General features: G+C 66.7%; 23 protein-coding genes. 15 read left to right on the top strand and 8 right to left on the bottom strand.

Annotated features, from left to right (window positions below; translation table 11 throughout):
* Nucleotides 1-15 precede the first annotated feature (15 nt).
* Complete coding sequence (locus ACTJI4_RS12635) at nucleotides 16-858, top strand: alpha/beta fold hydrolase (protein ID WP_440869575.1); 843 nt, start codon at nucleotides 16-18, stop codon at nucleotides 856-858.
* Here the strand turns inward: ACTJI4_RS12635 and ACTJI4_RS12630 are convergent, their stop codons facing one another.
* On the bottom strand, nucleotides 859-2,070 hold the full coding sequence (locus tag ACTJI4_RS12630) for a GAF domain-containing sensor histidine kinase (RefSeq protein ID WP_440869528.1): 1,212 nt from the start codon (nucleotides 2,068-2,070) through the stop codon (nucleotides 859-861).
* Between the two features lie 244 nt (nucleotides 2,071-2,314).
* On the opposite strand from ACTJI4_RS12630, the gene ACTJI4_RS12625 reads away from it, so the two are divergent.
* The 3 genes from ACTJI4_RS12625 to ACTJI4_RS12615 all read left to right on the top strand — a co-directional run bounded on the left by ACTJI4_RS12625 (nucleotide 2,315) and on the right by ACTJI4_RS12615 (nucleotide 4,726).
* Nucleotides 2,315-2,755 (top strand): nuclear transport factor 2 family protein, encoded by a 441-nt coding sequence (locus ACTJI4_RS12625; RefSeq protein ID WP_440869527.1) that lies wholly within the window; start codon nucleotides 2,315-2,317, stop codon nucleotides 2,753-2,755.
* Between the two features lie 161 nt (nucleotides 2,756-2,916).
* Nucleotides 2,917-3,798: an SDR family NAD(P)-dependent oxidoreductase gene (locus ACTJI4_RS12620; protein ID WP_440869526.1), complete on the top strand. Its 882-nt coding sequence runs from the start codon at nucleotides 2,917-2,919 to the stop codon at nucleotides 3,796-3,798.
* A 49-nt stretch (nucleotides 3,799-3,847) separates the two neighbouring features.
* Nucleotides 3,848-4,726: a LysR family transcriptional regulator gene (locus ACTJI4_RS12615; RefSeq protein ID WP_440869525.1), complete on the top strand. Its 879-nt coding sequence runs from the start codon at nucleotides 3,848-3,850 to the stop codon at nucleotides 4,724-4,726.
* On the opposite strand, the gene ACTJI4_RS12610 is transcribed toward ACTJI4_RS12615, so the two are convergent.
* From ACTJI4_RS12610 to ACTJI4_RS12600, 3 genes are all read right to left on the bottom strand, one after another.
* The gene (locus tag ACTJI4_RS12610; RefSeq protein WP_392915288.1) at nucleotides 4,727-4,909 is read right to left on the bottom strand and encodes a hypothetical protein; all 183 of its coding nucleotides are present in this window, start codon (nucleotides 4,907-4,909) and stop codon (nucleotides 4,727-4,729) included. It abuts the gene before it with no gap.
* Complete coding sequence (locus tag ACTJI4_RS12605) at nucleotides 4,906-6,042, bottom strand: PepSY-associated TM helix domain-containing protein (RefSeq protein ID WP_440869524.1); 1,137 nt, start codon at nucleotides 6,040-6,042, stop codon at nucleotides 4,906-4,908. The genes ACTJI4_RS12610 and ACTJI4_RS12605 overlap by 4 nt, the downstream gene beginning before the upstream one ends.
* A gap of 62 nt (nucleotides 6,043-6,104) precedes the next feature.
* Complete coding sequence (locus ACTJI4_RS12600; protein ID WP_440869523.1) at nucleotides 6,105-8,195, bottom strand: TonB-dependent siderophore receptor; 2,091 nt, start codon at nucleotides 8,193-8,195, stop codon at nucleotides 6,105-6,107.
* A gap of 178 nt (nucleotides 8,196-8,373) precedes the next feature.
* Here ACTJI4_RS12600 and ACTJI4_RS12595 point away from each other — a divergent pair, with 178 nt between their 5' ends.
* From ACTJI4_RS12595 to ACTJI4_RS12585, 3 genes are all read left to right on the top strand, one after another.
* Nucleotides 8,374-8,592, top strand: a complete 219-nt coding sequence (locus ACTJI4_RS12595; RefSeq protein WP_392915296.1) for a hypothetical protein — start codon at nucleotides 8,374-8,376, stop codon at nucleotides 8,590-8,592.
* A gap of 115 nt (nucleotides 8,593-8,707) precedes the next feature.
* The gene (locus ACTJI4_RS12590) at nucleotides 8,708-9,685 is read left to right on the top strand and encodes an Lnb N-terminal periplasmic domain-containing protein (protein ID WP_440869574.1); all 978 of its coding nucleotides are present in this window, start codon (nucleotides 8,708-8,710) and stop codon (nucleotides 9,683-9,685) included.
* Nucleotides 9,682-11,613, top strand: coding sequence for an esterase/lipase family protein (locus tag ACTJI4_RS12585; RefSeq protein WP_440869522.1), 1,932 nt, complete (start codon nucleotides 9,682-9,684; stop codon nucleotides 11,611-11,613). Before ACTJI4_RS12590 ends, ACTJI4_RS12585 begins: the two co-directional genes overlap by 4 nt.
* Before the next feature lie 3 nt (nucleotides 11,614-11,616).
* Here the strand turns inward: ACTJI4_RS12585 and ACTJI4_RS12580 are convergent, their stop codons facing one another.
* Nucleotides 11,617-12,975, bottom strand: a complete 1,359-nt coding sequence (locus ACTJI4_RS12580) for an MFS transporter (RefSeq protein WP_392915301.1) — start codon at nucleotides 12,973-12,975, stop codon at nucleotides 11,617-11,619.
* Nucleotides 12,976-13,064: 89 nt separating this feature from the next.
* On the opposite strand from ACTJI4_RS12580, the gene soxR reads away from it, so the two are divergent.
* Nucleotides 13,065-13,499 carry a redox-sensitive transcriptional activator SoxR gene (gene soxR / locus ACTJI4_RS12575; protein WP_392915304.1) on the top strand — a complete coding sequence of 145 codons (435 nt, stop codon included), beginning with the start codon at nucleotides 13,065-13,067 and terminating at the stop codon, nucleotides 13,497-13,499.
* Nucleotides 13,500-13,502: 3 nt separating this feature from the next.
* Here soxR and ACTJI4_RS12570 read toward each other — a convergent pair whose 3' ends face one another.
* Nucleotides 13,503-14,135 (bottom strand): short chain dehydrogenase, encoded by a 633-nt coding sequence (locus tag ACTJI4_RS12570; protein ID WP_440869573.1) that lies wholly within the window; start codon nucleotides 14,133-14,135, stop codon nucleotides 13,503-13,505.
* Nucleotides 14,136-14,201: 66 nt separating this feature from the next.
* Here ACTJI4_RS12570 and ACTJI4_RS12565 point away from each other — a divergent pair, with 66 nt between their 5' ends.
* Nucleotides 14,202-15,086 carry a LysR family transcriptional regulator gene (locus tag ACTJI4_RS12565; RefSeq protein WP_440869521.1) on the top strand — a complete coding sequence of 295 codons (885 nt, stop codon included), beginning with the start codon at nucleotides 14,202-14,204 and terminating at the stop codon, nucleotides 15,084-15,086.
* 30 nt (nucleotides 15,087-15,116) lie between these two features.
* Here the strand turns inward: ACTJI4_RS12565 and proC are convergent, their stop codons facing one another.
* Nucleotides 15,117-15,938: a pyrroline-5-carboxylate reductase gene (gene proC / locus ACTJI4_RS12560; RefSeq protein ID WP_440869520.1), complete on the bottom strand. Its 822-nt coding sequence runs from the start codon at nucleotides 15,936-15,938 to the stop codon at nucleotides 15,117-15,119.
* 36 nt (nucleotides 15,939-15,974) lie between these two features.
* Nucleotides 15,975-16,646, bottom strand: coding sequence for a YggS family pyridoxal phosphate-dependent enzyme (locus ACTJI4_RS12555; RefSeq protein WP_392915316.1), 672 nt, complete (start codon nucleotides 16,644-16,646; stop codon nucleotides 15,975-15,977).
* Nucleotides 16,647-16,776: 130 nt separating this feature from the next.
* On the opposite strand from ACTJI4_RS12555, the gene ACTJI4_RS12550 reads away from it, so the two are divergent.
* The 6 genes from ACTJI4_RS12550 to ACTJI4_RS12525 all read left to right on the top strand — a co-directional run bounded on the left by ACTJI4_RS12550 (nucleotide 16,777) and on the right by ACTJI4_RS12525 (nucleotide 21,983).
* Nucleotides 16,777-17,814 carry a type IV pilus twitching motility protein PilT gene (locus tag ACTJI4_RS12550; RefSeq protein ID WP_068849741.1) on the top strand — a complete coding sequence of 346 codons (1,038 nt, stop codon included), beginning with the start codon at nucleotides 16,777-16,779 and terminating at the stop codon, nucleotides 17,812-17,814.
* 87 nt (nucleotides 17,815-17,901) lie between these two features.
* A complete protein-coding gene (locus ACTJI4_RS12545; protein WP_102944162.1) occupies nucleotides 17,902-19,044 on the top strand; it encodes a PilT/PilU family type 4a pilus ATPase in 1,143 nt (380 codons plus the stop codon).
* Nucleotides 19,045-19,158: 114 nt separating this feature from the next.
* Entirely contained in the window at nucleotides 19,159-19,737 is a 579-nt protein-coding gene (locus tag ACTJI4_RS12540; protein ID WP_392915320.1) for a hypothetical protein, read from the top strand.
* Between the two features lie 130 nt (nucleotides 19,738-19,867).
* A complete protein-coding gene (locus ACTJI4_RS12535; protein ID WP_392915323.1) occupies nucleotides 19,868-20,851 on the top strand; it encodes an aldo/keto reductase in 984 nt (327 codons plus the stop codon).
* A 125-nt stretch (nucleotides 20,852-20,976) separates the two neighbouring features.
* Nucleotides 20,977-21,204 carry a DUF4287 domain-containing protein gene (locus ACTJI4_RS12530; RefSeq protein WP_440869519.1) on the top strand — a complete coding sequence of 76 codons (228 nt, stop codon included), beginning with the start codon at nucleotides 20,977-20,979 and terminating at the stop codon, nucleotides 21,202-21,204.
* 71 nt (nucleotides 21,205-21,275) lie between these two features.
* Nucleotides 21,276-21,983 (top strand): YitT family protein, encoded by a 708-nt coding sequence (locus ACTJI4_RS12525; protein ID WP_440869518.1) that lies wholly within the window; start codon nucleotides 21,276-21,278, stop codon nucleotides 21,981-21,983.
* Nucleotides 21,984-22,028 lie beyond the last annotated feature (45 nt).

Raw genomic sequence — 22,028 nt, 5'->3', positions numbered from 1 at the left:
CCGGAGAACACCCGCATGTCCGAGAATTTTGTCACCACCAAAGATGGCGTCCGCATCTTCTACAAGGACTGGGGCCCGCGCGACGCGCAGCCCATCGTCTTCCATCACGGTTGGCCGCTGTCGTCGGACGACTGGGACACCCAGATGCTGTACTTCCTGCAGAAGGGCTACCGCGTGATTGCCCACGACCGCCGTGGCCACGGCCGCTCGGAACAGGTCAGCGACGGGCATGACATGGACCATTACGCGGCCGATGCCTCCGCCGTGTTCGAACACCTGGACCTGCGCAACGCCGTGCACATCGGCCATTCCACCGGTGGCGGCGAAGTGGCCCGCTACGTGGCCAGGCATGGCCAGCCGCAGGGTCGCGTTGCCAAGGCGGTGCTGGTCAGCGCGGTGCCGCCGCTGATGCTCAAGACCGCCTCGAACCCGGGTGGCCTGCCGATCGAAGTATTCGACGGCATCCGTGCCGGTGTTGCGGCCAACCGTGCGCAGCTGTTCGTGGATTTCCCGACCGGCCCGTTCTATGGCTTCAACCGCCCCGGTGCGACCATTTCACAGGGCGTGATCCAGAACTGGTGGCGCCAGGGCATGATGGGCAGCGCCAAGGCCCACTACGAAGGCATCAAGGCCTTCTCCGAAACCGACCAGACCGAAGACCTCAAGGCGATCACCGTGCCGACGCTGGTCATGCACGGCGACGACGACCAGGTGGTGCCGATCGCGGACGCGGCGCTGCTGTCGGTGAAGCTGGTGAAGAACGGCACCCTGAAGGTCTACAAGGGCTACCCGCACGGCATGCTGACCACGCATGCCGACGTGATCAATCCGGACCTGCTGGCCTTCATCCAGTCCTGATCAGGCGCTGCCACCCGGCATCCGGAACGTAAACGCTGTCCCGGTGGCCTCATCCGAGGCCACCACCAGCGTGCCCCCATGCGACCGCGCAATCTCCGCGGCGATGTAAAGTCCCAGGCCCAGGCCGGGCCGCGGGAGCTCTGCCTGCTCGCGTGAGAACGGCCGGAAAATGCTCGCCAGCCGCTCGGCGGGAATATGCCCGCCGTTGCGCACGGTCAATACCAGTCCGTTTGAAGCGGCCTGTACCTCCAGCGCAATCGGCGCGTCGGCATCGCCATGCTGCACGGCATTGGTCAGCAGATTGGCCAGCAATTGCCCCAGCCGGTTCGGATCACACACCACCGCGCCGCCGATCTCCATCCGCACCGCGATATCAGCACGCCCGGTAGCGTTCGTCACCTCGTCCACCACCTGCTGCAGATCGGCTGCCAAGCGGTCGACGCTGCGCAATGCCACCGGAATGCCACCGCCCAGCCGGCCACGCGCGAAGTCGAGCACATCACTCACCAACCCCTCCATGCGATTCACGCTGGCGGTGATGTGATCGAACATGCGCTGCTGCTGGTCGGAGTGCGGCGCCGCCTCGAGTGATTCGGTCACGATGCTGATCGACTGCAGCGGGTTGCGAAGATCGTGGCCCAGCACCGCGATGAACTGGTCACGCAGTTCGGCTACCTGTTGCGCATCGGAAAGTGCCACCGCCGCCTGCTCAAGGCGTTCTTCGGTATCCAGGTAATTGCCGATCAGCTCGGCCAGCAGTTCCATCGAGCGCTGGATATGCAGCTCATCGAAGGTGGCAGGCGCCGAATCGATCGCACACAGGGTGCCGAAGAAGCTGCCATCCGGACGAAGAATCGGTACCGAGGCGTAACTCTCCAGCCCATAGATGCGCGGGGTGTGGTGGGTAGAGTAGACCGGGTGCAGGCTGGCATGAGCAAAGACCACCGCCCTGGGCGACTGCCGGATCTCGTCGCAGATGGTGGTCTCCAACAGCAACTGGCCGCCGGCCACCAGGCCGAAGCCGAGGGTGTCGTGGGTGGCGCAGGCGGTCCACGTGGTATCGGTCACCCGGGCAATGGCAGTGAACCGGCAGCCGGTGATGTGGGCGACCGTCTCGAGGATGCGCGGGACGGCCGCGATGCGGCCGATCTCGGCGATATCGCGGAGCAGTGCGGGATCGGTGAGCGGCGGGAGGGGGGCAGGGCTGGTCATTGGCGGGAATGTTCACATGAATTGTGAAGTGACGCACTTTCGCAGCGATTACGTCGTAAAGTCCGCCAACAGGACAGGAGGCCATGCCGTGGGTGTACTGCCCGCGCCGGGACAACGTGGTGAGAACCGTATCCAGGGCCTTCTGCTGGACGATGGTGGTGTTGGGGGCGGCCGAGTTCCTGCTGGCTGCTTCTTGTAACGCAATCCGCTGAAACACCCTTACATGACCTTCCTGAGGTAATTCATGTCCGCACTTGCCTTGCTGTTTGCCGCTGCAGCCTCCGCCAATACGCCGGCTCCACCCGATGCCGCCACCGTGGCCGCCATCGAGACGACCTGCTTTGACTATGTGGATGGCCAGCTGGAAGCTGATCCCACGCGGGTGGCGCGGTCGCTGCACCCGGACCTGGCCAAGCGGATGGTGCTGGGCGAAACCCCGGACGAGCGGCTTGGCCTGCGCCGCATGAGCAAGGAAGAACTGGTCGGCCTGACCCGCCAGGGCGCGCTGAAGACCTCCGAGGCGGAGTGGGACCGTAGCTGCCGCGTGCTGGACGTTACCGGCAACGCGGCCTCTGTGCGACTGGAGACGCCCTGGTTTGTGGACTACTTCCATATGGGCCGTTTCGGAGAGCGATGGATCATCGTCAACGCGCTGTGGTACTCCAAGCCCGCCAGTTCCCGGTAGAGCCACGCCCTGCGTGGCTGCGGACCGAGGTGCTGTGCTATGGCACGGCCGTGGTGGTCGAGCCGTTGCGGTGAGTCGTTCGAGAGCGATACGCGGTTTGTATCGTGGACTGCTGCAGGGAGTATTGGCGCTGCGTGTGCTGTCAGCACGATCCTGTGCAGATGCAGACGCACGACGAAATTTCATTTGACGGGCAGGTTGGGCTGGTTACCGGTGCAGCCAGTGGATTGGGGCTGGCCTACAGCCGGCTGTTGGCCCGGCGCGGGGCCAAGGTCGTCATGCATGATGTGGGCGCCGGGCTGGATGGCAACGGACAGGACCCGCGCCGGATCGATGCGACCGTGGCGTTGCTGCGCGGTACCGGGTTGGACGTGCATGCCGCGCATGCGGCGATCGACCAGCGCGATGGCTGCCGCGCGTTGATCGCCGACATTGTTGCCCGCCATGGTCGAATCGACTTCATCATCCACAACGCGGGGTGGGTGGAGTACCAGCAGATCGATGCGCTGGAGGAGGACCGCTTCGACCACATGATGACCATCGCGGCCAAGGCGCCGCTGTGGTTGGCCGAGGCGGCGTGGCCCTCGATGCAGGCCAACCACCATGGCCGCATCGTGCTGACCACCTCAGACCGCGCGCTGTATCCGCAGTACGTGCAGAAGGGCTTGGCCGCGTATGCCGCCGCGAAGATGGCGGCGGTGGGCATCGTCAACGTGCTGGCCGCCGAAGGCGCACCGCACAACATCATGGTCAATGCCATCTCGCCGGTGGCCAAGACCCGCATGTGGGGCGTGGAAGGCGAGCCGGCTGAGTTGCACCCGGATGCAGTCGCGCCCGGCGTTGCCTTCCTTGCATCAGCGGCCTGCCGCGATGGCGGCTGGATCCTGCGCGCCAGCAACGGCCAGTTCCACGCAACCCGCAGCGTGGAGGCCGACGACGTGGCTTATCCGCGTGACCTGCGCGCCACGTCTGCCGACAGCATCGAAGACATCGCGGCGCAATGGTCGCGCATCGCGCAGCCCACGGTGGAACCCCGCAGGTAGTCACCGGCACGGCATACTGGCGGGGTTTCCGTCCAGCGCATGCATGCCCATGGTTGATCTCCGCCTGCTTCGCCAGTTTGTTGCCGTGGCAGAAGAGCTGCACTTCCACCGCGCTGCCGCGCGCCTGCACATGTCGCAGCCACCGCTGACAGCGGCCATCCGCAAGCTGGAAGACGAGATCGGCAGCGAGCTGATCCAGCGCGGCAACCGCACGCTTGGGCTCACCGCGGCCGGGACGGTGCTGCTGGCCGAAGCACGCCTGCTGCTGCAGCAGGCCGACCACGCGCTTACCGCCACCCGCGATGCGGCCGCAGGGCGCACCGGTACCGTGCGGCTGGGCTATGTGGGCAGCGCGCTGTACGGGCGGCTGCCCGGGGTGATCCGAAGCTTCCGCCAGGCCAGCCCGGACGTTCGCCTGGAGCTGATCGAGGCCACGTCCGCACGCCAGATCCAGATGCTGCGCGAACAACGGATTGACGTGGGCGTGGTGATTCCGCCGGTGTTCGAGGCCGACGACATGCGGCTGCAGGCGTTCGACAGCGACCGCCTGGCAATCGCGCTGCCGCGCGCGCATCCGCTTGCACAGCGGGCGCACTTGACCATTGCGGCGCTGGCGGATGAAGCGTTCGTGCTGTGGCCGGCCCGCGAGGGCAGGGGTTTCCACGCACAGGTGGTGCGCCTGTGCGCGACGGCGGGATTCACCCCCCGGGTGGTGCAGGAAGCGCACGGCATGCATGCGGTGCTGTCCCTGGTAGCCGTGGAGGCGGGCATCTCGGTGGTGCCCGCCAGCATGGCCGGGTTCCGCGAGGCCGAGGTGGTGTATCGCCCGATCAGCGGCGATGATGCTGCGTTCGAGCTGCACCTGTGCCTGCGTGCGGGTGAGGCGTCACCGGCGGTAGTGAACTTCGCCCGGAACGTGGCCGGCTGATCAGCGCGTGCGCTTCACCCAGGCACGCACCACCAGTCCGATCAACGCGGCGAAGACGACCCACGACACCACGTTGAACGCGCCGTCGCCGATCAGCGCACTGACCAGGCCCAGTACGCTGGCCGCGGCGATCCACGCCGGCGCCGTGAACGGGCTGCCATTGCGCGCAGGCGGCCGGCTCATGCCGCGCCCCCGGTCTTTTCCGCACGCTCGATCTCGGTTACCCGCGCTTCGGTGCTGCCACGCTTGAACCACAGGTACAGGCCGCTGACCAGTACCGCGATGGTGAGCAGGTCCAGCAGCGCCCACAGGATCTTCAGCGGCAGCTTGCCGTAGTCGCCGAAGTGCAGCGGCTGGCTGAGCAGCAGCACGCTCATGTAGGTGGGCAGCTGTGGCCGGGCGGTGAGTTCGCCGCTGGCCGCATCGATCAGCACAGGGCGGTACAGGCGTTCGGTGAGGGGGGTGTTGCCCTGCATGAATACGCCATAGTGGTGGTCGCCGCTGTAGCCGGTGCCCGGGAAGCTGACGAACGCAGGACGCATGCCGGGTTCGGCAGCGCGTGCGGTGTCCACCGCGGCCTGCAGCGAGGCCAGTGTGGTCGGGCGCGGCTGGCCCGCGTAACGCGCGGCGAACTCGCCCAGCTGCTGGCTCTGCCAGGCGGTTTCCAGGGGCTTGGCAATCGTGTTGATGGCGCCGGTGATGCCCACCACGAGCGCCCAGCCCAGGGTGACTACGCCAATCACGTTGTGCAGGTCCAGCCAGGCCAAGCGGCGGCTGCGCCCGGTGCGCAGGGTGCCGAAGCGCTGGCGGCGCATGAAGGGGCCGTACAGCACCAGGCCGGAGATGATCGCCACGGCGAACAGCAGGCCCATCGCGCCCATGAACAGCATGCCGGGCAGGCCGAGGAACAGGTCGGTGTGCAGGCGGTACAGGAAGTACATCACCCCTTCGTTGAATTGCGGCGCGGGCAGCACCTCGCCGCTGCTGGCATCCAGCAGCGCGGTCTTCATCTGCGGCGGTGGCGTGGCCGGCTCGGTGCCGGTGTTGACGTACACCGTATGGCCTTCCCAGTCCCAACCCACGAACAGCGGCACGTTGCCCGGGTACTGCGCCACGGCGGTGCGCACCTGTTCGTCCAGGTTGCGATGCGCGGCCTGCGGCTGCGGGTTGTCCACGTGCGGTTCGCTGAGGTGGGCGATTTCCTCGCCGAACACCAGCGGCAGCCCGGTCACGCACAGCAGCAGCAGGAAGAGGGTGCAGACCAGGCTGGTCCACTTGTGGACCAGGAACCAGGCTTTGATGGTGTTACGTTGCATTGAATTCTCTGGCGGCGGCTGGAGATTGGGTTGACGGGCATGGCCCGTCACTGCGGATGCTGTCAGAACCGGTAGCTGATGGTGGCGGTCACCGTGCGCGGGTTGCCGGTGAAGCAGTCACCGAAGTTACGGCACGGGGCGAAGTACTTCCTGTCGCTCAGGTTGGTGATGTTCAGCGCCATCGTCCAGTTGGTGACCTGCACTTCGGCCAGCGCGTCCACCAGCGTGTAGCTGGGCGTGCGGATGAAACCGCCATAGCCCAGCGACTGGGTGTTGCCCACGTAACGGCCACCGATGCCCAGGCGCAGGCGCGCGTCATCCACCAGGTGGAAGGCTTTGCCCAGCCACACCGAGGCCAGCTCCTGCGGGGTGTCGTTGAGGCGCTGGTTCACTTCCATGGCGAAGTTGCTCCTGGTCACCTCGGCCTTGTTGCGCGAGTACGCGGCGGTGAGGGTGATGGCGTGCGAGAACTGGAACTGGCCCTCGACTTCCATGCCCTTCGATTCGATCTCACCGGTCTGGATCACGTTCAACACGTTGTCCGGATCGTTGGTCTGGCGGTTGGTTTCGGTGATGCGGTAGGCCGCCAGGGTCACCAGCATGTTCGATGCCGGCTGCCACTTGATGCCGCCCTCCCACTGGTCGCCCTGCATCGGCTTGAACGCGCGGCCGTACAGATCCTGGCCGGTCACCGGCAGGAACGATTCGCTGTAGCTGATGTACGGCGACACGCCCGCGCCGATCTCGCCGATCAGGCCAGCGCGCCAGGTGGTGGCGTTGTCGGTCTGGCTGGGCAGGCCTTCGGTCTTGCTGCGCGCATGGTCGCGGCGTGCGCCCAGCACCAGCGAGACGCGGTCGGCCCAGCGGATCTGGTCCTGCAGGTACACGCCCAGCTGGGTGGTCTGCTGGTCGGGCAGGCGGCCCCAGCCGTTGATGGTCACGCCGGTGGAGATCGGGGTGTAGATGTCGATCGGGGTCGGGGTGGCGTCCAGGCTGTAGGACTTCTCGCGGTAATCGCTGTAGTCCACGCCGGCCAGCAGCAGGTGCTGGAACGCGCCGGTGGCGAAGTCGAACTGCACCGCGTTGTCGCTGGTCAGCGAACGCACGTCCGGGCGCACACCGTAGGCATTGCGGTTGAGCACGCGCTTGTCGGCGTCGATGAACGGGTCCAGCGGATTGGAGTAGGTATCGGGGTACAGTTCGCGGAATTCGGTCTTGCCATCCAGGTAGCGCACGGCCGAGCGCAGGCTGATGGTGTCGCTGAAGCGGTGGTCGAACAGGGCGGTCACGCTGTACACGCGCGAATCGAGTTTGTCGAAATCGCGGTCGCCCAGGAAGGTCGACGGATCCAGGCGCGGCGACCCGGCCGGTGCGTTGAGGGTCGCCACCACCGGAAGGAACTGCTGGCTGGAGGCGGTCTTGTCGTGCTGGTAGCTGGCCAGCACGGTGAGGGTGCTGCGCTCGCCCTGCCAGCTGATCGACGGCGCAAGGTACACGCGGTCATCGTCGATGAAGTCGGTCTGCATGCCGGATTCGCGCACCAGCCCGACCATACGACCGGCCAGGGTACCGGCGTCGTTCAGGGCGCCTGCCACATCGCCCTGGAACTGCCTGCGGTCGAAGTTGCCCAGTTGCACGGCCACTTCACCACCCCGCTCCCCGAAGGTCGGGCGCTTGGTGATGGCATTGATGATGCCGCCGGTGGCGCCGGCGCCGTACAGCACCGACGAGGGGCCGCGCAGCACTTCCACCCGCTCCAGACCGTACACCTCGGTGCGTGCCAGCGGATTGAAGCCGTAGCTGCGGCGCAGGCCGTCCACGTACTGCACCGGGTCCAGGCCGCGCACGGTGCTGCCGTCGCTGCGGGTATCCAGGCCGTAGGCATCGGCGGTCACGCCGGCGCTGTAGCGCAGGGTTTCCTGCAGGTTGCGGGCGCCGCGGTCGGTGAACAGCTCGCGGGTCACCACGCTGATCGCCTGCGGGGTCTGGGTGAGGGGGGTATCGGTCTTGGTGGCGGTGCTGGCGCGGTCGGCGACCACACTCACCGCGTCCAGCGTGCGGGCGGTGCTGGTGTCCTGGGCATGGCCCATGGCCGACGCCAGCAGGGTGGGAACCAGCAGCAGCAAGGGCGAACGGCGCGGCAGGGCAGACATGACGGGGATCCCGGGACCAAGGGCCCGGATTATCGGGAGGTGAGGATGCGAACGCAAATGAATCTCAGATACAGAGACGTCCAGGCTGGTTTTCATCCTCTTGCCACATCCCCTGCACGGCTCGTAGGCGCCGCCGGTCTTACCGTAGTTGGCCCCACGTTGTTACTGGAGACACGCCATGAATACCCTGCAGACGGCCGCCCGGGCCATGCGCAACGGACTGGAGGAGATGGCGGCCCTGTTGGTGGGCGAGCGCGCCGACGACCTGCGCCGTGACAATACTGCCGCGCCGGGGGTGGGCATTCCGATGCCGCGCCGTCTGCCGCTGCGGCGGGCGCTGCCGCGCGCCCGGAAGGGCATGGCACCGTGGCAGAAGGTGGGCGCCCCGCGTCGCTGAGCGAACCTGAACAGGGGAACATGTTTCTCACACCCCGGTTGTGGCTAACTAGCGCCCCGACCAACCGACGGAACGATGTGTGAAGACAGCAGGACGATGGGGGCTGGCCGTAGTGATGCTGGTCGGCGCGCTGTGGGTGGCCGGGCTGCTGGCGTATCAGCTTCCCGGACCGGGTTGGCTCAAGGGTGTTCTGCTCGCAGCTTGGGGTGCGTTTGCGCTCACCAGTGCCGTGGCCGTTGGACGCGCCCGCGCGGGGCGCTGGCCGGGCCCGCTGTTCGTGGCCGTGCTGGTGCTGTGCGGGGTCTGGTGGCTGCTGCTGAGTCCGCGTCAGGACCGGGTGTGGGCCGATGATGTGGCCCAGCGCCTGAAGGTGGTGGAGTTTGATGGCTCCCGGGTGGTGCTCGACAACGTGCGCAATTTCACCTGGCGCAGCGAAGACGACCACGACGTGCGCTGGGAGCGCAGGGAATATGACCTGGACCAGCTGCGTTCGGCCGACCTGGTGCTGTCGTACTGGATGGGGCCGTTGATCGCGCACACGCTGGTGTCGTTCGGCTTCGCCGACGGCCGTCAGCTGGTGTTCTCGCTGGAGATCCGCAAGGAGCGCGGCGAATCGTTCTCGGCACTGGGTGGGTTCTTCCGCAAGTTCGAGATGACCCTGGTGGCGGCCGAGGAAACCGACATTGTGCGGGTGCGCAGCAACGTGCGCGGTGAGGATGTGTACCTGTACCGCCTGAAGGGAATGACCCGTGAGCAGCTCAAGGGCCTGTTCGTGTCCTACCTGGGCGAAGTGCGCAAACTGGATGCCGCACCGGCGTTCTACAACACGCTGACCAGCAACTGCACCACCATCGTGTACGATCTGGCAAAGCAGATCGCGCCGGGGTTGCCGCTGGACTACCGGCTGCTGGCCTCCGGCTATTTCGCCGAGTACGCGCGTGACCTGGGCGTGCTCACGCCCGGCGTGGACTTCGCCACGCTGAAGGCGCGTGGGCGCATCACCGATCGCGCGCGGGCGGCCGGTGATGATCCCCGCTTCTCGCAGCTGATCCGCGCCGGCGTGCCTGGCATTGATCCCGAGGTGACGCCATGAGCCGGCTCCTGCGCCGTGGCGCGCCCCTGCTTGCGGTGCTGCTGTCGCTGCTGCTGTCCAGCGGCTGCGCCATGGTCACCATGAAGCAGGTCTCGCCCACCGACTACCTGGCCAACAAGCGTGGTGACGTGCTCACTTCCGGCAAGTTCAGCATGGCCTCGCAGGAAACGCTGAGCGTGATCGGGCTGGACGTGGCGCTGTGCGAAAAGGACGTGGCCGCCTGCGAAACGACGTTGAGAGACACCCGCGACCTGCCCGAGGAACAGCGTCTGTCGACCTTGTCCGAGCTGTGGGTGAAGAACGCGCTGGCGCTCACCCCCAAGCCGAAGGACCGCGACAAGACCCCGATGTCCGATGCGGCGCTGGATGCGTGGCTGGAAGCAGCGCGGTACGCGTATGCGTACCTGTTTTTCAGCGGCCGCACGCCGTCTGACCGCGCGTTCGAAGACCGCCAGACCCAGGTGCGCGACTACTACAACTACGCCGCCGAGCAGACCGCCACGGTGGTGTTCAAGCGCAGCCGCGAAAGCGCGCTGGAAGGCGAGGACTACAACGCCGCTGTTGAGGGCGAGCGCTGGACGCTGACGTCGGACTTCGACGAGCTGCGCCTGACCAGCATTCCCACCACGATGGTGTCGGCGTCCTCGGTGAGTTTTGCCGGCCTGCGCAGTACCTATCGCCGCGACGGGTTTGGTGCCGAGCTGGTCGTGGTGATGGACCCGCCGAAGCTGATCGCCCCGCTGGAAGGTGAGAAGGCCGAGATTCCTCAGTACAGCGAGATGTCGGCGATCAATGCCACTGCATTGTTGCGATTCAAGGGCGACACGCTGCAGCAGGTGCTGGATACCACCCAGGTGCTGTTCGACGTGTATTCGCCTGAATCGACCGAAAGCGTGGACCTGCATGGCGAGAAGGTGCCGCTGGCCGGCAACTTCACCGCCGCCTACGGCATGTGGCTGGCCCAGTCCGGCTTCGCCACCCAGTCGCTGCGCACGCTGTTCGGGCTGAGCGAAGGCATTGCCGAACCGCACATGTACCTGATGCAGCCGTGGGACCCGAACCGCCGCATCATCTTCATGCTGCATGGGCTGGGCAGCAGCCCGGAGGCCTGGGTGAACGTGGCCAACGAGATTCTCGGCGATCCCGAACTGCGCCGGCACTTCCAGGTGTGGCAGGTGTACTACCCGACCAATGCGCCGATTGCACTGAACCGTTTCGAGATCGACCAGGCATTCGACAACACGCTGCGGCATTTCGACCCGAAGGGCACCTCGCGTGCCTCGAAGGACATGGTATTCATCGGCCACAGCATGGGCGGCGTACTGGCCCGGTTGCTCGTCACCAGTTCCGGCGACACGTTATGGAACCAGCTGTTGGCCAACTACGACCTGAAGGGCGAACGGCTCAAGCGCGTCGAGGCCAAACTGGGGCCACTGCTGCACTTCGATGCCGAACCGGACGTGGAGCGCGCCATCTTCATCGCCGCACCCCACAAGGGCACCGATATCGCCGGCAACCGGGTGGGGCGCTTCATCGGGCGCCTGGTGCGCCTGCCGATCACCCTCCTGGGCAAGTTCGAAGACGTGTTCCAGGCGCTGCAGCAATCGGAAGTGCAGTCTGCACAGTCCACCAAGCTGCAGATCCCCAACAGCATCGACAACCTGAAGGCCACCGACCCGTTCGTGAAGGCGGCCGCTGCACTGCCGATCAAGCCGGGTTTGAAGTACCACTCGATCATCGCCCAGCGCAAACCGGAGGTGCCGCTGGAGAAGTCTGATGACGGGCTGGTGCCGTACTGGAGCGCACACCTGCCGGGCGCGGTGTCGGAGAAGGTGATCATTTCCGGCCACAGCGTGCAGGAAACCCCCCAGGCGGTGCTGGAGATCCGGCGGATCCTGCGCGAAGACCTGGAAGAGGTGGCGCCGTAGCGGTCACACCCGCCGCGCCACCACCACGCTTGAAGCGGCCAGCAGCAGCATGATCGCGAACGTCTGCAGATAGCCCAGCGTCACATCCACCGACAGCATCAGCGCGAACAGCGAACCGGAAATGGCGAGCGTGGTGGCCACGCCCAAGGCCTCGCTCAACTGCAGCGCAGAGCTGTTCGCGCCCTGCTGCGCCGGCGGCGACAACGACAACGTCAGCACCGACAGACTGGGGTAGATCAGCCCCATGCCGAGCCCGGTCAAGGTCCACCCGGCCAGCGCCAGGGCCAGCGGTACGCCCGGCTGGATCGCCAGTGCGGTGCCGATGATGCCGGTGCACATCAGCAGCGCACCGGCAGTGAGCAGCTGGCGACGCGAAAGCCCCTGGCCGCCATGGCCCTGGAACCACGACCCGCTGAACCAGCCCAGCGCGCCCAGGCTCAGCGCCACCCCGGCCAGCAGCGGGCTGAGGCCACGCTCACGCTGCAGCAGCAGCGGCAGGAACGCTTCGCAGCCAAAGAACGCCGACGCCGCAATGCCGCGCAGGGCGATCACGCTGGGCAGGCCACGGCGCAGGCGCAGGGTGCCGCGCGGAAGCAGTTTCCAGCTGCACAGCACCAGCAGCGCCACGGCCGGCAGCAGCACGGCCAGTGCCGGCCAGCCTACCTGCTGGCCTCCCACGTACAACAGCAGCGCGCCCACCGACGCACCGATCGCCCAGCGCACCACGCTGCCCTCCGAACGCGGCGCGGCAGCCAGCGGCGGCACCGCGCGCAGGGCGGGCCGCAGCAGCAGCGCGGCCGGTATGGCCAGCAGCGGCACGCCCAGGAACACCCAACGCCAGCCGGCGTGCTGCACGATCAGACCGCTGATGGCCGGGCCGATCAGCGAGGGCACCACCCAGCCGGCCGAGAACGCGGCAAATACGCGCGGACGCAGCGATTCGGGGAACGTGCGCCCGACCAGCACGTACAGCGACACTGAAATGGCTCCCGCGCCCAGCCCCTGCAGCAGACGGCCGACCACCAGTACCGGCATGTGCTGCGCCAGCCCGGCCACCAGCAGGCCGGCGATGAAGCAGCACAGGCCCAGCCACAACGGCCGCGCCGGGCCGAGCCGGTCGCTCCAGCGGCCCGCCAGCGTCATGCCGATCACGCTGGTGGCCAGCGTGCCGCCGAACGCAAGCGCGTAAAGGCGCAAACCATCCAGCTCATGCGCCACGGTGGGCATGGCGGCAGCCACCGCGAGTGCCTCGAAGGCGTGGAGTGACACCAGCGCGACCATGCCGATGGTGGTGGCGCGGTAGCGCGGCGAGAGGATCGACGTGGGGGCGTCGGCGGGCAGTGCAGCGACATCGGAAGACATGCGGAATCCAGGCAACGAGGAAGCGCGGTGCTTGCGGCACACCGCGAGGTGACGCACGATGACACCTTAACCATGGTTGAGGTCAAGCAGTGATCGCGCAGGAGCTGAGTGTAGGCGACGTGGCACGTCGCAGCGGCGTGGCGGTATCGGCGCTGCACTTCTATGAGCGCAAGGGGCTGATCCGCAGCCTGCGCACGGCCGGCAACCAGCGCCGTTTCGGTCGGGACGTGCTGCGCCGGCTGGCGGTGATCCGCGTGGCGCAGCGGGTGGGCATGCCGTTGGAAGCAGTGGCCAATGCGTTTGCGGCGCTGCCGGAAAACAAGACGCCGACCCGCGCCGAGTGGGCGAAGATGTCGGCGTTGTGGCGCGGTGAGCTGGACCAGCGCATCGAGGAACTGCTGTTGCTGCGCGACCAGCTCACCGATTGCATCGGCTGTGGGTGTCTGTCGTTGAAGCGTTGCCGGTTGGCCAACCCGGGCGATGCGCTGGGCGAGCAGGGGGATGGTCCGCAGCGCTGGGGCTGATGTTTACCAGACGGTAAAGACCTGCCCGCTCTGCACGCCCTCCACGCTGCGCTGGTAGGCCAACGACGCGCGGTGCGCGGTCACCGGCTCAAACCCCGGGAAATACGCGCCGTAGTCGTCCATGGATTCCACCAGCACGTTCGGGCTCACCACGTTGATACGCAGCCCGCGCGGCAACAGGTCGCAGGCCGCTGCACGCACGAATCCTTCCAGCGCGGCATTGACGGCGGTCGCATTGGCGCCATCGCGGATCGGCTGCGCGCCGACGATGCCGCTGGTCAAAGTGATCGAGCCGCCCACGCTCAGGTGATGCTGCGCGGCCAGCGCCAGCCGCACCTGGCCCAGCAGCTTGTCCTGCAGGCCCAGGTTGAACTGCGCCGGTTGCATGTCGGCCAGCGGCCCGAAGTGCAGCCGGCCGGTGGCGGCCACCACCGCATCCACCATGCCGACCTTCTCGAACAGTGCCTGCACGCTGGCATCGTCGGTCAGGTCCACCTGCACATCGCCGCCGTGGCGGCCGGCGCGGATAAGCTGGTGGTGCACGCCCAGCGTGCTGGCGACAGCATTGCCCAGGGTGCCGCTGGCGCCTACGAGAAGAATCTTCATGCCGGTTGCTCCAGTAAGGAATGGGGCCAGTCTGCGCCGGCTTACGGGGTTTGGTAACCGGCGTATGCTTTGCAGATTCCTAACCAGGAGTTTCCAATGGACACCCTGCGCCGCATGCAGGCCTTCGCGGCCGTGGTCGACCGGGGCAGCCTGAGCGCGGCCGCCCAGCAGTTGGGGGTGTCGCCGGTGATGGTGGGCAAGTACCTACAGCAGCTCGAGGCCCACCTGGGCGTGCGCCTCCTGCAGCGCAACACCCGCAGCCAGAGCCTCACCGATGCCGGGCGCAACTACCTGGCCGGCTGCCGCGCCGTGCTGGAGCAGGTGCAGCAGGCCGAGGCCAGCGTGGAAGGGCTGCAGGCGCAGCCGCAGGGCGTGCTGCGCATCAGCGCGCCGGTGACGTGGGGCAGCTGCGTGCTGGCACCGCTGGTGGCGGATTACCTGGCCGCGTTTCCGCAGGTCAGCGTCGAACTGGACCTGGGCAACCGGCGCGTGGACCTGATTGAAGAGCAGTTCGACGCGGTGGTGCGGATGGGCCAACTGGGGTCGGCCGAGTGGGTAGCGCGGCCGCTGCCGCCGTATGCGATGCAGATCTGTGGGGCGCCGTCCTACCTGCAGCGGCGTGGCGTGCCGACCCACCCGTCGGAGCTGCACGCGCATGACTGCCTGACCCACCTGGCCTGGCGCGGTGGTCACGGCTGGCGCCTGCGCGGTTTCCCCGAGCAGGACTGGTCGGCGCATTCGCGGCTGCTGTGCAATGACGGCGATGGATTGCGCCGTGCCGCGCTGGCCGGGGCGGGGTTGATCCTGCAGCCGGCGGTGTTGTTGGCCGACGATATCGCGGCGGGGCGGCTGGTGCCGGTGTTGGGTGATTACCTGCCCGAACCCAGGCCGTTGCACCTGGTCTATCTGCCGGACCGGCGGCCGCGGCCGAAGCTGGGAAGTTTTGTAGAGTTTCTATTGGGTGCGCTGGCGCCCGATTGATACGCCAGCCACGCAGGGCGTGGCGCTACGTCAATCGTTGGCCGCCGACAACGCCTGCCCGCGCCGCGTCGCCGCATCGATCGCGCGCGCCACGATCGCTTCGAAAGCGTCGCCCTGGAAGCTCTCGATTGCCGCCTGCGTGGTGCCATTGGGCGAGGTCACCCGGCGGCGCAGCTCCGTCGGCGCTTCGCCGGATTCGTCCAGCATGCGGCTGGCCCCCAGCAGGGTCTGCACCACCAGCGTGCGCGCGGCGTCGGCCGGCAGGCCCTGCGCGATGCCGGCCGCTTCCATCGCCTCGGCCAGCAGAAACACGTAGGCCGGGCCACTGCCGGAGACGGCGGTGACCGCATCCATGCGTGCCTCATCCTCGATCCAGACCGTGCGCCCGGCGCTGGCCAGCACGGTGTCGGCCTGGCCACGCTGTTCGGCGCTGACCCCTGAAGTGGCAAACAGCCCGGTCACGCCTGCACCGAGCAGCGCCGGGGTATTGGGCATGGCGCGCACTACAGCGCCCGCACCGCCCAGCCAGCGCAGCAGTTGCGCACTGGTGATGCCGGCGGCGATGGACACCACCAGCGGGGCCTTGGCCTGGGCGATGTCGGCCAGCGACGCACAGACATCGCGCAGCACCTGCGGCTTCACCGCGAGCACCCATACCGCGCCTTGGGCGGCCGCTTCCGTGGCGCTGGCGTAGGTCTTGACGCCGAAGTCGGTGGTCAGCTGGCTGCGCAGCTCGGCAACCGGTTCGGCCACGTGGATGTTGCCCGGGGCAGTGCCCTGGCGGACCAGGCCGGCGATCAGGCTGCGCGCCATGTTGCCGCCGCCGATGAAGGTGATGGAATCGGTGCTCATTGGGCGTCCTTGTACGTGATCTGGGGGGTACGCGGCTTACTGACGCGCGCCAAACAAGGCAGTGCCGACGCGGACCATGGTCGCGCCGTGGGCAATGGCCTCGGGGTAGTCGCTGCTCATGCCCATCGAAAGGGTATCGACCTGCGGGTACCGGGTAGCGAGATCGGCGAACAGCGCGTGCATGCGTTCAAAGGCCCGGGCACGGCGGTCCGGGTCCGGCCACGGCGCAGGGATGGCCATCAATCCGCGCAGGCACAGGCGGGGTTCGGCGGCGATGGCGGCAGCCAGCTCAGGCACGGTGCCGGGCGTGCAGCCATGCTTGCTGTCTTCATCGTCGATGTTGACCTGCACCAGTACGTTCAACGGCGGCAACGCGGTGGGGCGGTGCGCGGCAAGGGCGGTGACCAGTTTGGCCCGGTCCACGCTCTGCACCCAGTCGAAGCGCTGCGCGGCCAGCTCGGCCTTGTTGGACTGCAGGTGGCCGATCAGATGCCACTCCAGCCCCAGGCCAGCCAGCGCGTCGATCTTGGCCACCGCTTCCTGCACGTAGTTTTCGCCGAACGCACGCTGGCCCTGCGCGGCCAGCGCCGCCACCGCCTCGGCCGGCTGGGTCTTGGACACCGCCAGCAGGCGCGGCGGTGGCCGCCCGGCGGCCGTGGCCGCGTTGTGCAGGTTCGACAGCAGGGTGGACAGGGGCAGGGCGGTCACGGCTGGGGCACTCGGGGGGCAGGACACAAAGGGCAGGATTGAAAGGGATTTCGCGGTGGATCAGGGAGGCTATACTGCCGACCGGGGAAAGATCCTTCCAGTCGCAGCAGTCTATGGGGAGTAGCAGCGTATGGATATCGCCGAGCTGTTGGCGTTTTCCGTTAAGAACAAAGCGTCGGACCTTCATCTGTCGGCAGGCCTGCCGCCGATGATCCGCGTGGACGGCGATGTCCGTCGCATCAACATTCCTGCCTTGGACCACAAGCAGGTCCATGCGCTTGTTTACGACATCATGTCGGACAAGCAGCGCCGCGATTACGAGGAATTCCTCGAAGTCGACTTCTCTTTCGAGATTCCCAGCCTGGCGCGCTTCCGCGTCAACGCGTTCAACCAGAACCGTGGCGCCGGTGCGGTGTTCCGTACCATTCCGTCCGAAGTGCTGACCCTGGAAGACCTGAATACGCCGCCGATCTTCCGCGAGCTGATCGACCAGCCGCAGGGCCTGATCCTGGTGACCGGCCCGACCGGTTCGGGCAAGTCGACCACGCTGGCGGCGATGATCGACTACATCAACAAGAACGAGTACGGCCATATCCTCACCGTTGAGGATCCGATCGAATTCGTGCACACCTCGCAGAAGTGCCTGATCAACCAGCGTGAAGTGCACCGCGATACGCACGGGTTCAACGAAGCACTGCGTTCGGCACTGCGTGAAGATCCGGACATCATCCTGGTGGGCGAACTCCGCGACCTGGAAACCATCCGCCTGGCCCTGACCGCGGCTGAAACCGGCCATCTGGTGTTCGGCACCCTGCACACCAGCTCGGCGGCCAAGACCATCGACCGCATCATCGACGTGTTCCCCGCTGGCGAAAAGCCGATGGTGCGCTCGATGCTGTCCGAATCGCTGCGCGCGGTGATTTCGCAGGCGCTGTTGAAGAAGGTGGGCGGCGGGCGTACCGCTGCGTGGGAAATCATGGTCGGCACCCCGGCCATCCGCAACCTGATCCGCGAAGACAAGGTGGCGCAGATGTACTCGGCGATCCAGACCGGCCAGCAGATGGGCATGATGACGCTCGACCAGCACCTGCAGGACCTGGTCAAGCGCAGCCTGATCACGCGCAACCAGGCCAAGGAATACGCCAAGGACAAGCGCATTTTCGAATGATGGTGGCGCCGGGCCCGTCCCGGCGCGACAGATTCGGCAGCGCCGGGCGATGCCCGGCCCTCGGCAAGGTTTCCGGAGCACACCGCCATGAACACCACCAGCACCACCATCGATTTCACCTCGTTCCTCAAGCTGATGGCGCACCAGAAGGCGTCGGATCTTTTCATCACCGCCGGCATGCCGCCGGCGATCAAGGTCAACGGCAAGATCTCGCCCATCACCCAGACCCCGCTCACGCCGCAGCAGAGCCGCGACCTGGTGCTCAACGTGATGACCCCGGCGCAGCGCGAAGAGTTCGAAAAAACCCACGAGTGCAACTTCGCCATCGGCCTGTCGGGCGTGGGCCGGTTCCGCGTGAGCTGCTTTTACCAGCGCAACCAGGTCGGCATGGTGCTGCGTCGCATCGAGACGCGCATTCCCACCGTGGAAGAGCTGAGCCTGCCGCCGATCATCAAGACGCTGGCGATGACCAAGCGCGGCATCATCCTGTTCGTGGGTGCGACCGGTACCGGCAAGTCGACTTCGCTGGCGGCGATGATCGGTTACCGCAACCTGAATTCGACCGGCCACATCATCACCATCGAAGACCCGATCGAATTCGTGCACAAGCACGAAGGCTGCATCATCACCCAGCGCGAAGTAGGCATCGACACCGACAGCTGGGAAGCGGCGCTGAAGAATACCCTGCGCCAGGCCCCGGACGTGATCATGATCGGCGAAGTGCGTACCCGCGAAGGCATGGACCACGCCATCGCGTTCGCCGAAACCGGTCATCTGGTGCTGTGTACCCTGCATGCCAACAATGCCAACCAGGCAATGGACCGCATCATCAACTTCTTCCCGGAAGACCGCCGCAACCAGCTGTTGATGGATCTGTCGCTGAATCTCAAGGGCGTGGTTGCCCAGCAGCTGGTCCCCTCACCGGATGGCAAGTCGCGCAAGGTGGCGATGGAAATCATGCTGGGCACCCCGCTGGTGCAGGATTACATCCGCGATGGCGAGATCCACAAGCTCAAGGAAGTGATGAAGGAGTCGGTGCAGCTGGGCATGCGCACCTTCGACCAGAGCCTGTTCGAGCTTTACCAGGCCGGAGAGATCAGCTACGAAGATGCGCTGCGTTACGCCGATTCGCAGAACGAAGTGCGCCTGCGCATCAAGCTTTCGCAGGGCGGCGATGCGCGGACGCTGTCGCAGGGCCTGGACGGCGTGGAGATTTCCGAAGTCCGCTGAAGCCGCGGGCGCGGAACCAGGCGCGTTCGGTGAACTGCCGGCGCGCCTTTGTTGCAAGTGGTGTTTCAAGGGGCCGGCACCGCGCCGGTGACACTGCCAATGATGAGAATGCACATGGAATTGCATGATCCCTACCGCGCACCGGCGACCATCCCGATGCCACCTGCTTTGCCCGGCGCGCTTCCGCAGTCCCAGGCGCGGGCGATTTCCGATGCGGCCGAGTACTACTCGCCGTCTACGCTGAAAATGGTGCTGCTTTCACCCACCACGCTCGGGCTGTACCCGCTGTACTGGTTCTGGCGGAACTGGCAGGCGATCAAGCGCGAGACCGGCGGCGACCAGTGGCCCTGGGCGCGCGCGCTGTTCTCGCCGATCTGGTCGTTCTTCTGCTTCCGCGACCTGAGTGACGCGGCCAGCAGCCGACGCCGCGAGCTGGCCTTCGCCCCTGGGCTGTTGGCGTTGACCTATTTCCTGCTCAACTTCGCCAGCCGCCTGCCCAACGCCGGCTGGCTGCTGGCGCTGTTCACCTTCGTACCGCTGCTGCCGGTCAACAGCCTGCTGCGCCGCTACCACCACGACGAGCGGGTCGACATGGGGCGCATGGACCGGTTCAACGTCTGGCACATCCTGGTGATCATCGCCGGTGGCCTGCTGCTCCTGCTTGCCTTGATCGGGACCGTGGCCGAAAGCTGAGACGGGCAGATGGCGCCTGCGCACGCAGGCGCCATTGATGAATTGTGCTCATGACCAGCAGCGTTGCGGGCCGTCCAATCACCGGCCGTGGCGGGCGTATCGTGGGGCTCCCCACTGGAAGGAGCACCTCATGCAGACACGAACCCTTGGCAACAGCGGCCTGCGCGTTTCCGCGCTTGGGCTGGGCTGCATGGGCCTGAGCCACGCCTATGGCACGGCGCCCGAGGTGAGCGATGGCATTGCGCTGCTGCACGCAGCGGTGGAGCGCGGCGTGACCTTCTTCGACACCGCCGAGGTCTATGGCCCGTTCCGCAACGAGGAACTGCTGGGCCAGGCGCTGGCGCCGTACCGCGACCAGGTGGTCATTGCGACCAAGTTCGGGTTCAAGGAGGCCAATGCGGACCTGGGGCTGGACAGCCGCCCGGAGAACATCCGCGCCGTCTGCGAGGCCAGCCTGCAGCGGCTCAGGACCGACCGCATCGACCTGTTCTACCAGCACCGGGTCGACCCGAACGTGCCCATCGAGGATGTCGCCGGTACGGTCAAGGACCTGATCACGGAAGGCAAGGTAAAGCATTTCGGCCTGTCCGAAGCCGGCGAAACCAGCATCCGCCGCGCGCATGCGGTGCAGCCGGTGGCGGCGCTGCAGAGCGAGTACTCCCTGTGGTGGCGCGAGCCGGAGCAGAGCGTGCTGCCGGTGCTTGAAGAGCTGGGCATCGGCTTCGTGCCGTTCAGCCCGCTGGGACGTGGCTTTCTGACCGGGGCGATCACCGCCGATACCGAGTTCGCGCCGACGGATTTCCGTAGTTCGCTGCCGCGCTTTGCGGTGGAGGCGCGCCGCGCCAACCAGGCGCTGGTCGAAGCCATCGGTGCGATCGCCACGGCCCGCCAGGCGACCCCCGCGCAGGTGGCGCTGGCGTGGCTGCTGGCGCGCAAGCCCTGGATCGTGCCGATTCCCGGCACCACCAGGCTGCACCGGCTGGAAGAGAACCTGGCGGCGGTGGAGTTGACCCTGAACGAGGCGGACCTGCAGCAGATCGCCGCCGCGCTGGAGGGCATCGCCATCGTCGGCGACCGCTACAACGCCGAACGGCAGAAGCAGGTCACCCGCTGACGCGGGGCGCGCACACCCCACGGTCGTGCGCACCCCGGTAGGTGCCCACCGTTGGTGGGCACGGATGTCGATTTCGTCCGCTGACCAACGTCGTACCGGGTGAACTCCTCTGCAAGGAACAGGTCATGAGCGACAACACCCCGGTCAAAGGCCCCGCGTCGTACTTCCCGTCCATCGAAAAGACCTATGGGCAGCCAGTGGGACACTGGTTTGCCCTGCTGGCCACTCAGGGCGGGCTCGCGCACATGGCGCTGGTCACGTTCCTGAAGAGCCAGCATGGCGTGGGCCATGGCCACGCCAATGCATTGGTGGCGCATCATTTGAAGGACAGGACCGGCCGAACGGCGGGGTGAACCGATTTCACCTGCAACTGTCACGCGGATCGTGTCTAATACCGCTCCCCACGTGCTTGGCCCCACCCCCCATGTCCCTTGAATCCCTTGGCCCCGCGCCGTGCGACGACGCTGACGGCCATCTGGTCACCGCCGGCCCGCTGACCCCGCCGCCGGACAGCGCCGGCACCGTGGCCGATGCAAAAGCCCTGCGTCATTCGGTGGCCGAGGACGTACAGGGCATGATCCTGGCCACCCTGGTGGCCTCGCTGGGCCTGGCGATCTTTGCCAAGGGCGGGCTGATGATCGGCGGCATGGCCGGCCTGGCGTTCCTGGCCCACTACGCCTTCGGCTGGAATTTCGGCCTGGTGTTCGTGCTGGTCAACCTGCCGTTCTACTGGGTGGCGGTGCGGCGCATGGGCTGGGAATTCACCCTGAAGACCTTCGCCGCGGTCACCGCCTGCGGCGTGCTGACCGACCTGCTGCCGCGCTGGGCCGATTTCGCCCACATGAGCTCGCTGTATTCGGCGCTGGTGGGCGGCGCGCTGGCCGGGCTGGGCATCCTGTTCTACATCCGCCACCGCGCCAGCCTGGGCGGCATCGGCATCCTGGCGGTGTACCTGCAGCGTACCCGTGGCTGGAGCGCGGGCAAGGTGCAGATGTCGTTCGACACGCTGCTGATGGGCGTGGCGTTCTTCGTGCTCTCGCCTGACAAGGTGATGTACTCGGCAATCGGCGCGGTGGTGCTGAGCCTGGTGCTGATGTTCAACCATCGGCCCGGCAGGTACATGGGCGTCTGAGGGCATGGCGCCGGACACCGGTAGCGCCGGCCGTTGGCCGGCCCA

This window comes from Stenotrophomonas sp. 22385, assembly GCF_052045085.1.
Taxonomy (GTDB): domain Bacteria; phylum Pseudomonadota; class Gammaproteobacteria; order Xanthomonadales; family Xanthomonadaceae; genus Stenotrophomonas.
Note: the sequence above shows the minus strand (reverse complement) of the source record. Positions and strands in the feature narration are given on the sequence as shown.

Coding starts and splice junctions, on each gene's coding strand:
- ACTJI4_RS12635 (WP_440869575.1), top strand. CDS start 16: ATGTCCGAGAATTTTGTCACCACCAAAGATGGCGTCCGCATCTTCTAC.
- ACTJI4_RS12630 (WP_440869528.1), bottom strand. CDS start 2,070: ATGACCAGCCCTGCCCCCCTCCCGCCGCTCACCGATCCCGCACTGCTC.
- ACTJI4_RS12625 (WP_440869527.1), top strand. CDS start 2,315: ATGTCCGCACTTGCCTTGCTGTTTGCCGCTGCAGCCTCCGCCAATACG.
- ACTJI4_RS12620 (WP_440869526.1), top strand. CDS start 2,917: ATGCAGACGCACGACGAAATTTCATTTGACGGGCAGGTTGGGCTGGTT.
- ACTJI4_RS12615 (WP_440869525.1), top strand. CDS start 3,848: ATGGTTGATCTCCGCCTGCTTCGCCAGTTTGTTGCCGTGGCAGAAGAG.
- ACTJI4_RS12610 (WP_392915288.1), bottom strand. CDS start 4,909: ATGAGCCGGCCGCCTGCGCGCAATGGCAGCCCGTTCACGGCGCCGGCG.
- ACTJI4_RS12605 (WP_440869524.1), bottom strand. CDS start 6,042: ATGCAACGTAACACCATCAAAGCCTGGTTCCTGGTCCACAAGTGGACC.
- ACTJI4_RS12600 (WP_440869523.1), bottom strand. CDS start 8,195: ATGTCTGCCCTGCCGCGCCGTTCGCCCTTGCTGCTGCTGGTTCCCACC.
- ACTJI4_RS12595 (WP_392915296.1), top strand. CDS start 8,374: ATGAATACCCTGCAGACGGCCGCCCGGGCCATGCGCAACGGACTGGAG.
- ACTJI4_RS12590 (WP_440869574.1), top strand. CDS start 8,708: ATGCTGGTCGGCGCGCTGTGGGTGGCCGGGCTGCTGGCGTATCAGCTT.
- ACTJI4_RS12585 (WP_440869522.1), top strand. CDS start 9,682: ATGAGCCGGCTCCTGCGCCGTGGCGCGCCCCTGCTTGCGGTGCTGCTG.
- ACTJI4_RS12580 (WP_392915301.1), bottom strand. CDS start 12,975: ATGTCTTCCGATGTCGCTGCACTGCCCGCCGACGCCCCCACGTCGATC.
- ACTJI4_RS12565 (WP_440869521.1), top strand. CDS start 14,202: ATGGACACCCTGCGCCGCATGCAGGCCTTCGCGGCCGTGGTCGACCGG.
- proC (WP_440869520.1), bottom strand. CDS start 15,938: ATGAGCACCGATTCCATCACCTTCATCGGCGGCGGCAACATGGCGCGC.
- ACTJI4_RS12550 (WP_068849741.1), top strand. CDS start 16,777: ATGGATATCGCCGAGCTGTTGGCGTTTTCCGTTAAGAACAAAGCGTCG.
- ACTJI4_RS12545 (WP_102944162.1), top strand. CDS start 17,902: ATGAACACCACCAGCACCACCATCGATTTCACCTCGTTCCTCAAGCTG.
- ACTJI4_RS12540 (WP_392915320.1), top strand. CDS start 19,159: ATGGAATTGCATGATCCCTACCGCGCACCGGCGACCATCCCGATGCCA.
- ACTJI4_RS12535 (WP_392915323.1), top strand. CDS start 19,868: ATGCAGACACGAACCCTTGGCAACAGCGGCCTGCGCGTTTCCGCGCTT.
- ACTJI4_RS12530 (WP_440869519.1), top strand. CDS start 20,977: ATGAGCGACAACACCCCGGTCAAAGGCCCCGCGTCGTACTTCCCGTCC.
- ACTJI4_RS12525 (WP_440869518.1), top strand. CDS start 21,276: ATGTCCCTTGAATCCCTTGGCCCCGCGCCGTGCGACGACGCTGACGGC.